Source organism: Pandoraea sp. NPDC087047 (genome assembly GCF_044745225.1).
Lineage (GTDB): Bacteria > Pseudomonadota > Gammaproteobacteria > Burkholderiales > Burkholderiaceae > Pandoraea.
The window spans coordinates 171,316-183,429 of sequence record NZ_JBIUZU010000004.1 but is presented as its reverse complement, the minus strand read 5'-3'; the positions used below and the strand labels follow the sequence as shown (position 1 = coordinate 183,429).

At 61.5% G+C, this 12,114-nt stretch carries 10 protein-coding genes; 3 read left to right on the top strand and 7 right to left on the bottom strand.

Features of this window, described 5'->3' with window-relative positions:
* Positions 1–14 precede the first annotated feature (14 nt).
* The 4 genes from pheA to gyrA form a co-directional block, all read right to left on the bottom strand.
* Positions 15–1,097 carry a prephenate dehydratase gene (gene pheA / locus ACIPHM_RS08830; RefSeq protein ID WP_400327012.1) on the bottom strand — a complete coding sequence of 361 codons (1,083 nt, stop codon included), beginning with the start codon at positions 1,095–1,097 and terminating at the stop codon, positions 15–17.
* Positions 1,098–1,198: 101 nt separating this feature from the next.
* Entirely contained in the window at positions 1,199–2,320 is a 1,122-nt protein-coding gene (serC, locus tag ACIPHM_RS08825) for a 3-phosphoserine/phosphohydroxythreonine transaminase (RefSeq protein ID WP_400327009.1), read from the bottom strand.
* A gap of 309 nt (positions 2,321–2,629) precedes the next feature.
* Positions 2,630–3,247 (bottom strand): DUF2059 domain-containing protein, encoded by a 618-nt coding sequence (locus ACIPHM_RS08820; RefSeq protein ID WP_400327007.1) that lies wholly within the window; start codon positions 3,245–3,247, stop codon positions 2,630–2,632.
* 140 nt (positions 3,248–3,387) lie between these two features.
* A complete protein-coding gene (gene gyrA, locus ACIPHM_RS08815; RefSeq protein ID WP_400327004.1) occupies positions 3,388–6,009 on the bottom strand; it encodes a DNA gyrase subunit A in 2,622 nt (873 codons plus the stop codon).
* Positions 6,010–6,420: 411 nt separating this feature from the next.
* Between gyrA and ompA the strand changes: the two genes are divergently transcribed.
* Complete coding sequence (gene ompA / locus ACIPHM_RS08810) at positions 6,421–7,089, top strand: outer membrane protein OmpA (RefSeq protein WP_400327001.1); 669 nt, start codon at positions 6,421–6,423, stop codon at positions 7,087–7,089.
* A 97-nt stretch (positions 7,090–7,186) separates the two neighbouring features.
* On the opposite strand, the gene ACIPHM_RS08805 is transcribed toward ompA, so the two are convergent.
* The gene (locus ACIPHM_RS08805) at positions 7,187–7,975 is read right to left on the bottom strand and encodes a hypothetical protein (RefSeq protein WP_400326998.1); all 789 of its coding nucleotides are present in this window, start codon (positions 7,973–7,975) and stop codon (positions 7,187–7,189) included.
* Between the two features lie 187 nt (positions 7,976–8,162).
* Between ACIPHM_RS08805 and ACIPHM_RS08800 the strand changes: the two genes are divergently transcribed.
* Together ACIPHM_RS08800 and ACIPHM_RS08795 are read left to right on the top strand one after the other, a co-directional pair.
* Complete coding sequence (locus tag ACIPHM_RS08800) at positions 8,163–8,633, top strand: EVE domain-containing protein (RefSeq protein ID WP_400326995.1); 471 nt, start codon at positions 8,163–8,165, stop codon at positions 8,631–8,633.
* A 187-nt stretch (positions 8,634–8,820) separates the two neighbouring features.
* Positions 8,821–9,528 carry an SIMPL domain-containing protein gene (locus ACIPHM_RS08795; RefSeq protein ID WP_400326992.1) on the top strand — a complete coding sequence of 236 codons (708 nt, stop codon included), beginning with the start codon at positions 8,821–8,823 and terminating at the stop codon, positions 9,526–9,528.
* Between the two features lie 143 nt (positions 9,529–9,671).
* On the opposite strand, the gene ACIPHM_RS08790 is transcribed toward ACIPHM_RS08795, so the two are convergent.
* Both ACIPHM_RS08790 and ACIPHM_RS08785 read right to left on the bottom strand, forming a co-directional pair.
* Positions 9,672–11,213, bottom strand: coding sequence for a malonyl-CoA synthase (locus tag ACIPHM_RS08790; RefSeq protein WP_400326989.1), 1,542 nt, complete (start codon positions 11,211–11,213; stop codon positions 9,672–9,674).
* Between the two features lie 84 nt (positions 11,214–11,297).
* The gene (locus tag ACIPHM_RS08785; RefSeq protein ID WP_400326986.1) at positions 11,298–12,098 is read right to left on the bottom strand and encodes an enoyl-CoA hydratase/isomerase family protein; all 801 of its coding nucleotides are present in this window, start codon (positions 12,096–12,098) and stop codon (positions 11,298–11,300) included.
* Between the last annotated feature and the right edge of the window lie 16 nt (positions 12,099–12,114).

Genomic DNA, 12,114 nt, shown 5'->3' with positions numbered 1-12,114 from the left:
CTCGCCTGTCGCCGTCACGCGGAACGCGGGTAAGACCCGAGCACCTTGCAATAGGCGGCGTTCTGACGAAGCGCCTCAAGCGCCTTGGCGACATTCTCATCGTCGCGATGACCTTCGAAGTCGACGTAGAAGTAATACTCCCACGCACCGCTCTTGGCCGGGCGCGATTCGAAACGGGTCATCGACACGCCATTGTTGGCGAGCGGTTCGAGCAACGCGACCACGGCCCCCGCACGATTCGGCACGGAGAGAATCAACGATGTCTGATCGCGACCGCTCGGCGCCGGGTCTTGCGTGCCGACCACCACGAAACGCGTGCGATTGTGCGGATCGTCCTGCACGTGGGAGAACGCGATCTGCAGTGCGTACTGGGTCGCCGCGGCGTCGCCGGCAATGGCGGCAATGGTCGGATCTGCTGCCGCCATGCGCGCAGCTTCGGCATTACTCGACACCGCCTGGCGTTCGAGCTGCGGAAAGTGCGCCGTCAGCCAGTGCTGGCATTGCGCGAGCGACTGCGCGTGCGAGCAGATGCGCGTCACGCCGTCGAGCGTGCCCGAGCGCGACATCAGATTGTGGTGGATCGGCAGCGCCACTTCCCCACCGATGGTCAGCGGGCTTTGCAGCAGCAAATCCAGCGTGCGCGACACGACACCCTCGGTCGAGTTTTCAACCGGCACCACGCCGAAATCCGCACTCCCCGCCTCTACGGCGCGGAACACCTCGTCGAGCGAGGGGCACGGCAGGCCCTTCACGCTCTGGCCGAAGTAAGCCAGCGCCGCCTGTTCGCTATAGGTACCGGCCGGGCCGAGATAGGCGACGGTCATCACCTTCTCCAACGCGCGGCTGGCCGACATGATTTCGCGCCAGATCGACGCCAGATTGTCGCCATACAACGGTCCGTCGTTGGCTTGTTGCAGACGTGAAATCACCTGCAACTCGCGCTCGGGCCGGAACACCGGCGCACCGAAGCGCTTCTTGACCTCGCCCACTTCCAGGGCGACGGCCGCACGTTGATTGAGCAGCTTGAGCAACTGCGCGTCGATGGCATCGATTTTCTCGCGCAATGGGCGCAGCGATGCGTTCAGATCGTCTTCCATGGAGCTTATTGTCTTCTTGCGATGTGACATGGTCAGGCGTCTCCCGGCGCGTTGTCCCGTGGGACGCAGGACATTCCTGTCGCGCCGGTCATTCGCCCTCGTCAGCCGTGGCTGCGCTCGAATTCGCGCAGATAGTCGACCAGTGCCTCGACGCCGGCAAGCGGCATCGCGTTGTAAATCGAGGCGCGCATGCCCCCCACGGACTTGTGGCCCTTGAGTTGCAGCAGGCCGCGCTCTCGAGCGCCGGCCAGGAAGGTTTCGTTCAATGCGTCGTCGTGCAGGAAAAACGGCACATTCATGCGCGAACGGCAATCCGTCGCGACCGATGTGCGGTAGAAATCGCGGCTATCCAGACAGCCGTACAACAACTCGGCCTTGGCCTTGTTCCTGGCTTCCATGATAGCCAGGCCACCCTGGTCCTTGAGCCACTGGAACACCAGACCGGCGATATAGATGGCATAGGTCGGCGGCGTGTTGTACATCGAATCGTTTTCCGCCACGATCTTCCAGTCGAACGCGCTCGGCGTAAACGGCAGCGAGCGGCCCAGCAGATCGTCACGCACGATGACCACCGTGAGCCCCGACGGGCCGATGTTCTTTTGTGCACCGCCGTACATCACGCCGAACTTCGACACGTCCATCGGACGCGAAAGAATGTGCGAGGAGACATCGGCCACCAGCGGCACATCCGGCACATCCGGCAGGCCTGCGGCAGCCAGATCGGGCGTCCAGAAATACTCGACACCATGAATGGTTTCGTTCGTGCAAATGTGCACGTAAGCCGGATCCTGCGACAGCTTCCATTCGCCCATCTTCGGCAGACGGGTGAACTTCTCGTCCTCGGTGCTTGCAGCGATGTTGACGTCGCAATACTTGCGCGCTTCTTTCTGCGATTTCACCGACCAGGAACCGGTCACGACGTAGTCCGCCGTACGACGCTCGCCCGCACGGGCACCGCCGAGCAGGTTCATCGGGATAAGCGCATTCTCGGCAAGTGCCCCGCCCTGCATGAACAGAATCCGGTAGTTCTCGGGCACGGCGAGCAGTTCGCGCAGATCGGCCTGCGCCTTCGCCAGAATGCTCATGAACTCACGGCCGCGATGGCTCATCTCCATCACGCCCATGCCGGCACCGTGCCAGTCGAGCATTTCCTCGGCTGCCTGGCTGAGCACCTCGGCCGGCAACGCCGCCGGACCGGCGGAAAAATTGAAAGCGCGCGTCATATTGGTTTTGCAGCAGTAAAAGTGAAACGCAAGCCGTCGGAGGTTGACCCGTGCGGCTTGCGTTTCACATCTTGCGGGGATCGCGATGTCCCTCCCGGTTAAGCGGCGGCGGCAGGCACCAACTATACCGCCAGTTGGCCGTCACGTGCGGGTGGGAGCCGCAATTCGGGCCCAGGATGACTGATTTATGGAATATTCCGAGCAGAACCTGCCGGCAATCCGTCGTTCGCCCCCATCAATGCAAAATGGCCGTTTGCGATCGCTCGCAAACGGCCATTATCGATCGATCCCCGAGGGGACCGGCCGAACTTACTTCTTGGCCGGAGCCTTCAGTGCCGACTTGGCTGCCGCGGCGATTTCGGCGTCAGCTTGCTTGCTGGTCGCGTCGATCGATTGCGGCATGTACTTCTGCATCAGGCCGCCAACGACTTCCTGGCCAACCTGATCCTGCACCTTGATGTACTTCTGGCCAACTGCGCTCTTGTAGAACGCCGTCAGACCCTTGATTTCGTCGGTCGTGTAGAACTTGCCGTAAGCATTGTACTGCGCTTGCACCGCGTCGTTCTTGAACGCGTCGCCCGCGAAGACCGCACCAGCACGCTCAACCAGTCGGCTCACAGCGTTCGGCTTCTCCGCATCCGGCGAATCCCGCGGCGGTTGCAGAACCGGCACAAGGGCCCGCTTCTGTGCATCGCTCAACGTCTTGTTTTCGTCCAGTTGGCGCTCCAGCACTTGCGGGACCAGTAGCTTGGCTTGTTGCTGTGCACCTTCACCTATAGCGGACACGAGCTTGTTCGAGTCGATGGCATCCAGCAGCTCCTTGATCGCTGCCTTCTTGTCCGCGTCGAGCGGAGCGCTCTGTTGAGCCATTGCCATTGCCGGTGCTGCGAGCAGCAGCCACATCCACTTCTTGACGTTGTGTTGCATAGTAATAGTCACTCCAAAGTTCGCCAGCTTCCGCTGGCGATAAATAGATGCACCTCGCCTGGGCACTTCACTGCATCGGGCCAGATTCTACTGACTTTTCGGGGGAATGTACCCCTAGATTACATCGAGTTACGCCGGTATTACTCAGTGACATCCGCGTGCGGCGTCTCATCGTCGTCCTGCGCGTCGCCATTTTCGGCAACTTCCGCATCGGACTCAACGATGCGTTGCAGGCCTGAGAGCGTCGTACCTTCGTCCAGGCTGATCAGCGTCACCCCCTGCGTGGCCCTGCCCATTTCGCGAATTTCGGATACGCGTGTACGGATCAGCACCCCGCCGGTCGTGATCAGCATGATCTCATCATCCGGCTCGACCAGCGTCGCCGCGACCACCCGGCCGTTACGCTCGCTCGTCTGGATCGCAATCATACCCTTAGTGCCACGGCCGTGGCGGGTATATTCCGTGATCGACGTGCGCTTGCCATAGCCGTTTTCGGTCGCGGTGAGCACTGATTGCTGCTCGTTTTCCGCCACCAACAGCGCGATGACGGTCTGACCATCTTCGAGCTGCATACCACGAACGCCGCGCGCCTCGCGCCCCATCGGACGGACGTCATTCTCGTCGAAGCGCACCGCCTTGCCGGCATCGGAGAACAGCATGACGTCGTGGGCGCCGTCGGTGATGGCGGCCCCGATCAGCACGTCACCGTCGTCGAGATTCACGGCGATGATGCCCTTCTTGAGCGGACGGCTGAAGGCCGCCAGCGGCGTCTTCTTGACCGTGCCCAAGCTCGTTGCCATGAACACGAAGCGATCTTCCGTGTACTCCTTGACCGGCAGCACCACGTTGATCTTCTCGCCGTCCTGCAACGGGAACATATTGACGATCGGACGGCCACGCGAGTTCCGCGAGCCCTGCGGCACTTCATAAACCTTGATCCAGTACACGCGACCGCGGTTCGAGAAGCACAGGATCGTATCGTGCGTATTCGCGATAAACAGCGTGTCGATCCAGTCGTCGTCCTTCGTCGCCGCTGCCTGCTTGCCACGACCGCCGCGCTTCTGCGCGCGATACTCGGACAACGGCATCGACTTGATGTAGCCGGAGTGCGACAGCGTGACCACCATGTCCTGCGGGGTGATCAGATCTTCCGTGTCGAGCTCGGTGGCGTTGTGTTCGATGGTCGAGCGACGCGCGTCGCCGAACTCGGCACGCACCGCCGTCAGTTCTTCGCTGATGATCGCCGTGACACGCTCCGGACGCGCCAGAATGTCGAGCAGGTCGGCGATCTGGGCCATCACTTCCTTGTACTCGGAGACGATCTTGTCCTGCTCCAGACCGGTCAGGCGTTGCAGACGCATCTGCAGAATTTCCTGCGCCTGGGTCTCCGACAGACGGTACAGACCGTCGGGTTGCACACCGACTGCGGCGTCAAGCCCTTCCGGACGGTAAGCCGCGAGGCCACCCTGCGTTTCGGTCTCGGCACGCGCGAGCATCTCGCGAACGACGGACGAATCCCACGACTTTTCCATCAACGCGGCCTTCGCGATCGGCGGCGTCGGGGCCGCCTTGATGATCGCGATGAAGTCGTCGATGTTAGCGAGCGCTACCGCCAGACCTTCGAGCACATGGCCACGCTCGCGAGCGCGACGCAGTTCGTAGACCGTGCGGCGAGTGATCACTTCGCGGCGATGCGCCAGGAAGTGAACCAGCATTTCGCGCAGGTTCAGCAGCTTGGGCTGGCCGTCGACCAGCGCCACCATGTTCATGCCGAACGTGTCTTGCAGTTGCGTGTGCTTATAGAGATTGTTCAGCACAACCTCGGGCACTTCGCCGCGCTTGAGCTCGATCACCACGCGCATGCCGCTCTTGTCGGATTCGTCGCGGATGTCGGAAATACCCTCCAGACGCTTCTCGTTGACGAGTTCCGCGATCCGCTCGAGCAGTGAGCGCTTGTTAACCTGATACGGCAATTCGTCGACGATGATCGCCACCCGCTGGCCACGATCGATATCTTCGAAGTGAGTCTTCGCTCGCATCACCACGCGGCCGCGGCCCGTGCGATAGCCTTCGCGTACGCCGGAGATGCCGTAGATGATGCCGGCCGTCGGGAAATCCGGCGCCGGAATGATCTCGATAAGTTCGTCGACGGTCGCTTCCGGGTGCTTGAGCACGTGCAGACAGCCCTCGACGACTTCGTTGAGGTTATGCGGCGGGATATTCGTTGCCATGCCGACCGCGATCCCGGATGAACCATTTAGCAGCAGGTTCGGGATGCGGGCGGGCAGGATCAGCGGCTCTTTTTCGCTGCCGTCGTAGTTCGGACCGAAGTCGACGGTTTCCTTGTCGATGTCGGCGAGCAGTTCGTGGCCGATCTTGGCCATACGAACTTCGGTGTATCGCATGGCGGCGGCGTTGTCGCCGTCGACCGAACCGAAGTTACCCTGGCCGTCGACCAGCATATAGCGCAGCGAGAACGGCTGCGCCATACGAACGATCGTGTCGTATACAGAGGCGTCGCCGTGCGGGTGGTACTTACCGATGACGTCACCGACGATACGTGCCGATTTCTTGTACGCCCGGTTCCAGTCGTTGTTCAGCTCGTGCATGGCGAACAGCGCGCGGCGGTGAACTGGCTTCAGGCCGTCGCGTACATCCGGCAAAGCGCGGCCGACGATCACGCTCATGGCGTAATCGAGGTACGACCGCCGCATTTCTTCTTCGAGCGAAATCGGGAGAGTTTCTTTGGCGAACTGATCCATTATTCGTGTCTATCAAGCCCTAATCGCGATAGGCGGCTGCCGGCGATGTGATCGTGCGATTCTAACATGCCCGCCATAGGCGTCCGAAACGAGCGTGATGCGATGCACAAGAGATGTCTGCCATGCCAAAACGTCAGGTAATGGCGAGAAATGAAACGGTTGGCGAGGGGCCTCAAAAGGTGTTGCGCTCAAACCACAACTGCGCCACGACGCGCGGCAAAGCTGGGGTTTTTCTCGCGAGCGGCTGAACCGCTATGGCAAAATGCCGTGGCATAAGTTAGACATTATTCGAAGTGCATGGGTCATGCTTTCACGCAATTGCCGATGTTATACTTCGAGCGATGTAAGACTTTGGTTCCGTCGTCTAGGCTCGCAGTAAACCTGCGGTAATCTCATTTCGAGAGGAGAAATATGAATAAATTCGCTAAGCTCGCGATCGTTGCAGCTACCGCAGTGATGGCTGCTTCGGCTATGGCCCAAAACTACGTCCAGACCGCTCCGGGCCCGATCGCGGCCTCGAAGCAAGCCGTCAACGACAACTGGGTGAACGGCAGCGGCGAGTGGGTTTGGAAGAACGGCTCGGACGAACTTTGCTGGCGCAATGCTTTCTGGAGCCCGGCCACGGCCAATGCCAAGTGCGATGGCTCGATCATCGCCGAAGTGCCGCCGCCGGCACCGGCCCCGGTCACTCCGGCTCCTCCGGTTTCGCAGAAGGTCACGTACCAGGCTGACGCCCTGTTCGATTTCGACAAGGCTATCCTGAAGCCGGAAGGCAAGGCCAAGCTGGACGATCTGGCTAGCAAGGTCCAAGCACTGAACCTGGAAGTCGTGGTTGCCACGGGCCACACCGACCGTATCGGTTCGGACAAGTACAACGACCGTCTGTCGCTGCGCCGCGCACAAGCTGTTAAGGCTTACCTGGTCAGCAAGGGCGTCGAAGCCAACCGCGTGTACACCGAAGGCAAGGGCAAGCGTAACCCGGTTACGACTGGTTGCAACCAGAAGAACCGCGGCCAGCTGATCAAGTGCCTGGCTCCGGATCGTCGCGTGGAAGTCGAAGTCGTCGGCACGAACAAGTAATACGGTTCACCGACAACGAAAAAACCCCGCCTCGGCGGGGTTTTTTTTCGCCCGTCACCGCCAGGGTTCGGCAGGACGCCCGGGCAGGCCTGCGATATCAGGCTTCGCTACCCAACTGCGGATACTGGCGCTTCACCATGAAGGACATCAGCGCCTTGACCGGACGGTCGCGCCACCACGACCCGGTCTCCAGCGGCTTGAACATCATGCGCGTGGCGGCCTCCACCGGCATGTACTGCTTCATGACATCGCCCGACATCGCCAGGAAGGCCTCCCAGCGCATCGTCTCGAATGGCGGCGGCTTGCGCCAGAAGCGATTGAGCGGCTCGAACGCGAACGCGATGTCCTCGTCGCGCACCAGCTCGCTACGTGCCACCATGGTGCGCAACCGGCTGATGACGCCATGCTTTTCGACCGCGTTATAGCGGTCGAACGTCTTGCGGAAATAGCGATAGTGGCCAACCTCCTCGTTGCTCAGCTTGTGCATCATCTGCTTGAGCTCCTCGACCGGCATATACGACTCGAGACAACGGTAGACCATGGCGGTTTGCGTCTCGGTGACGCACCGCGACAACGCCTCCAGCGCCAGTGACGGCCGCATGTATTGCACATCGCAGCGGGGCTTGTAGCGCGCGAGAAAAGCGTCGTACGCTTCGGCCCATGCGAACTCCGGCCAGACGCGCGCGATATAGTCCTTGGCAAGACGCCCGTGCTCGACCTCCTCGGGCAGCCAGGTATCCTGCAGCCACGTCCTCATCTCCTCATCGTCGCTGTACATCTGATTGAGCGTGGAGACGAACTCGGGGACACTGGTCTCGATAAACGACACCGTGGCAAGAGAATAGAAGATAAAAGCGTTGGTTCGAACAGACGGCTCTGCTGCCATGACTCACTCTCCTATTGGCATAGGCGGTTGAACATGCACATGAAACGTCACGCAAAGATCACAAAAGCATAGTATAGGAATTAGCCCAATATCGCAGTGCGGCAAACAATCGATTACAAATGTGTTGCCTTCGGGCCCCTTTGCGAGAGGTTTGTCGACGTTGCGCCAACGAGACCACTGAAACGCCATGACGCAACGCTACTGGTTAATGAAGTCCGAACCCGAAGAAGCGAGTATCGACGACCTCGCCAACGCCAGGCACCAGACCCTTCCCTGGACCGGTGTGCGAAACTACCAGGCGCGCAACTTCATGCGTGACGACATGAGCGTGGGCGACGGTGTGCTCTTCTATCATTCGAGTTGCGCGGTCCCCGGCATCGCCGGACTCGCCAAGGTCGCATCGACACCCTATCCGGATCCTACGCAGTTCGACCCGAAAAGCCCCTACTTTGATCCCAAGTCGCAACCCGAGTCGCCGCGTTGGCTGCTTGTCGACGTTAAGCTCGATCGCAAGACCCGTCTCATACCGCTCACCGAGATGCGCCAGACGCCGGAACTCGACGGCATGCTGGTCCTCGCACGCGGCAACCGCCTCTCGATCACCCCGGTATCCCCCGAGCACTGGAAGTTCATCAGCAAGCACTTACTTAGCGTCTGATCCACGGCAAGGGTTCCCAGGGAACCAAAATTGTCGCGATAGCGTCTGTATAACGTTGCCGACACATGCATAGTGTGTACCCACTTGCCAACGCGTTCTCGTGGTCGTTTCATCGCGAAGGCGGTGCCGGCAACCGGTCAAACGTTCGCCGTCAAGATGCGAACTCACATTCGAAAAGGACAAAACTATGCGCAAATCTCTCGCTGCTGCTCTTCTGATTGCCACTGCTGCCAACGCGGCCTACGCGCAGTCGGGTGACGAGTCGACTCGTCAAGTCTCGGGCGTGTTGGGTCTCGAAGCAAGCGCGACGAAGGAAGTCGAGCAGGACACCGTGCACATCACCATGTCGGCGCAGGAACAAGGCCCCGATGCCGCTACCGTGTCGCGCAACCTCACGCAGAAGGCCAACAAGGCGATGACCGTCGCCAAGGGCCAGAGCACGGTCGAGGTGCAGACCGGTAACGTGTCGCTCTATCCGACGACCAATCGCGACGGCAAGATCACCGCGTGGCGCGGTCGCACCGAGTTGCAAATGACGTCGAAGGATTTCGGCGCAGCGTCGCGTCTCGCGAGCCAGATTTCGGATCAGATGCAAATGGACGGCGTGTCGTTCTCGCTCTCGCGTGAAGCGCAGGAGAAGACGCAGGCCGAGCTGACGAATCAGGCCATTCAGGCGTTCCGCAACCAGGCGCAGAACAACGCGAAGGCCTTCGGCTACAGCGGCTACTCGATTCGTCAGGTGCAGGTCGGCGCGAACGCCCCGATGATGCCGCGTCCCTACGCCATGAAGGCGATGGCCATGAGCCCGAGCGCCGACGCCGCGCCGCCGATGCAACTCGAAGGCGGCAAGACGCAAGTCACCGTGACGGTCTCGGGCACCGTGCAGATGAAGTAAGTCACGCCGTGCAGCGTACGCGAAGTCACGAAAATGCCGCCCCATCAGGGCGGCATTTTTTACGTCCGGCGCGACATCACGTCGACATCAAGCGAACCTCACACCACTGCGACAACGTGTCGCAAGCGACGCCTCCGGCCCACTCATTTGAACTGTTCACGCAGCAGATTCTTCTGCACCTTGCCCATCGTATTGCGCGGCAACTCGGTGACGATATGCACACGCTTGGGCACCTTGAAGTTGGCGATGCGGTGCTTGAGTGCGTCGATGACCGTTCGCTCATCGGGCGCCTGAGCACCGGGGCGCGGCACAACCACCGCGACCACCGCTTCCCCGAAGTCCGGGTGCGGCACGCCGATCACCGCCGACTCGGCCACGCCGTCCATCTCGTCGATGAAGCCTTCGATTTCCTTCGGGTAGACGTTGTAACCGCCAGAGATGATGAGATCCTTCGAGCGGCCGACGATGTGCACATAACCGTCTTCATCGAACTTGCCCACGTCGCCCGTCTTGAAGAAGCCGTCGCCGGTGAACTCCTCGGCGGTCTTCTCCGGCATGCGCCAGTACCCCGCGAAGACGTTCGGCCCCTTGACCTGAATATGGCCGATCTCGCCCTGCGAGGTCGGTTGTCCGTCGTCGCCGACCACACGCACCGTCACTTCCGGCAGCGGCACCCCGACCGTGCCCGCCCGGCGCACACTCGCTGCGTCGCCGTGATACGGGTTCGAGACAAGCATCACCGTCTCCGACATGCCATAGCGCTCCAGGATCGTGTGCCCCGTGCGCTCGCGGAAGGCGTCGAATGTCTCGCGCAGCAGCGGCGCCGAGCCGGAGATGAACAGGCGCACATTGCGGCACACCTCGCGGTTGAGGCCGGCTTGCGCGAGCAGGCGCACGTAATACGTCGGCACGCCCATGAATACCGTGGCACGCGGGAGCTGATGGAGCACCTCGCGCGCGTCGAACTTCGACAGCCAGATCATCTTGCTGCCCGAGTACAACGCCGCGTGACTGGCGACGAACAAGCCATGCACGTGGAAGATCGGCAGCGCATGCAGCAGGACGTCGCGGCCCTCGTGTTCGCCACGCTCGCCCCAGCCCCAGAACGCGTGCAGCACGCGTGTGTTGCTTGCGAGGTTGCCGTGCGAGAGCATCGCGCCCTTGCTGCGCCCCGTGGTGCCCGAGGTATAGAGGATGGCGGCGAGATCGTCCGGCGCACGCGGCACAGTGTCGAACGTGTCGCCGAACCGCGCCGCGCGTTCCAGCAGCGAACCGGTACGGTCGTCGCCCAGCGTATAGACGTGCTTCGCGCCGTTCGTGAAGGCGATCTTCGAGATCCAGCCGAAATTCGACGGACTGCACACAACGACGTCCGGCTCGGCGTTCTCAACGAAGTAAGCGATCTCGGCCTCGCGATACGCCGTGTTGAGCGGCAGATAGACAAGCCCCGCGCGCAGCGTCGCAAGATACAGCAGCAGCGCTTCGGGCGACTTCTCGACCTGTACGGCGACACGCGCGCCGGGCGTCAGATCGAGGCTCGCGAGCAGATTCGCGATCCGCGCACTGGCGTGCTCGATGTCGTCCCAACTGTAGTAGAGCCCTTCGGGCGTCTCGATGGCGCACGCCGATTTATCGGCGGGAAAACGTTCGGCAAAGAGTCGATAGAGGTTGGCGTCTTGCGTCATAAACGGAACCGGATTCAAAACGATGGATGCGAGTGGATGCGTCGCCTTGCAAGCAAGATCGAACGCGATTGGGGCGCGCGAAACTCAGCGTCCCCGGAAATCGGGCGGGCGCTTCTCGAGAAACGCGGCCACGCCTTCGCGGTGATCGTGCGAGTCCCAGTACGAGAAAGCCATCTGCCACTCGGCCTCGGACAACGGCGGCACGCTCGGGGCCAGCCGCGCGATCAACCACTTGTTCAATTGGGCGGCGAGCGGTGCACCGGCAGCCACGCGCCGGGCGCAAGTGTAGCCTGCTTCTTCGATCGCTTCGTCGTCGACCACGCGGGTGAGCAGCCCTTTCTCTTTGGCCTCCGCCGCACCGAATACACGGCCTTCGAGCAGGATTTCGAGCGTTGTGGCGCGTCCGGTCAGCGCCAGCACGCCGCGCAACTCGCCAGGCGCCATCGGGAACCCCAGCTTGTTGATGGGCACGCCGAATCGCGCGCCCTCTCCGGCGATGCGCAAATCGCAATGCGCGGCGATCTCCAACCCACCGCCCACACACACGCCCTCGATCAGCGCCACGCTCGGATGCCGGCAACGCGCCAGCGCGTCGAGCGTCGGGCCGATGACTTCGCCGTGATAGCGACGCAGCGTGTCGTAGCTGCCGCGCTCCGTCGGAAACTCCTCGATATCGGCCCCGGCGGCGAAGTTGCCTTGCGCCCCGCGAATGACGATGGCCCGCACGCGCGTCTCGGCGTCGAGCGTTTGCAAATGGATGCGCAGCGCACGCCACATCTCGACCGAGATGGCATTGAGCTTGCCGGGGTTCGAGAGCGTGAGCGTCACCAAACCCTCGTCAAGCAAACTGTCGTCGCGCAGCACTTCGCTCACACGTGTCTCCATGATGTTCCCCCCCCCG

What these genes read in the sequence shown, in the direction of transcription:
- ACIPHM_RS08820 (WP_400327007.1), bottom strand. Translation starts at nt 3,247, where the DNA reads ATGCAACACAACGTCAAGAAGTGGATGTGGCTGCTGCTCGCAGCACCG.
- pheA (WP_400327012.1), bottom strand. Translation starts at nt 1,097, where the DNA reads ATGGAAGACGATCTGAACGCATCGCTGCGCCCATTGCGCGAGAAAATC.
- ACIPHM_RS08805 (WP_400326998.1), bottom strand. Translation starts at nt 7,975, where the DNA reads ATGGCAGCAGAGCCGTCTGTTCGAACCAACGCTTTTATCTTCTATTCT.
- ACIPHM_RS08795 (WP_400326992.1), top strand. Translation starts at nt 8,821, where the DNA reads ATGCGCAAATCTCTCGCTGCTGCTCTTCTGATTGCCACTGCTGCCAAC.
- ACIPHM_RS08790 (WP_400326989.1), bottom strand. Translation starts at nt 11,213, where the DNA reads ATGACGCAAGACGCCAACCTCTATCGACTCTTTGCCGAACGTTTTCCC.
- ACIPHM_RS08785 (WP_400326986.1), bottom strand. Translation starts at nt 12,098, where the DNA reads ATGGAGACACGTGTGAGCGAAGTGCTGCGCGACGACAGTTTGCTTGAC.
- serC (WP_400327009.1), bottom strand. Translation starts at nt 2,320, where the DNA reads ATGACGCGCGCTTTCAATTTTTCCGCCGGTCCGGCGGCGTTGCCGGCC.
- gyrA (WP_400327004.1), bottom strand. Translation starts at nt 6,009, where the DNA reads ATGGATCAGTTCGCCAAAGAAACTCTCCCGATTTCGCTCGAAGAAGAA.
- ACIPHM_RS08800 (WP_400326995.1), top strand. Translation starts at nt 8,163, where the DNA reads ATGACGCAACGCTACTGGTTAATGAAGTCCGAACCCGAAGAAGCGAGT.
- ompA (WP_400327001.1), top strand. Translation starts at nt 6,421, where the DNA reads ATGAATAAATTCGCTAAGCTCGCGATCGTTGCAGCTACCGCAGTGATG.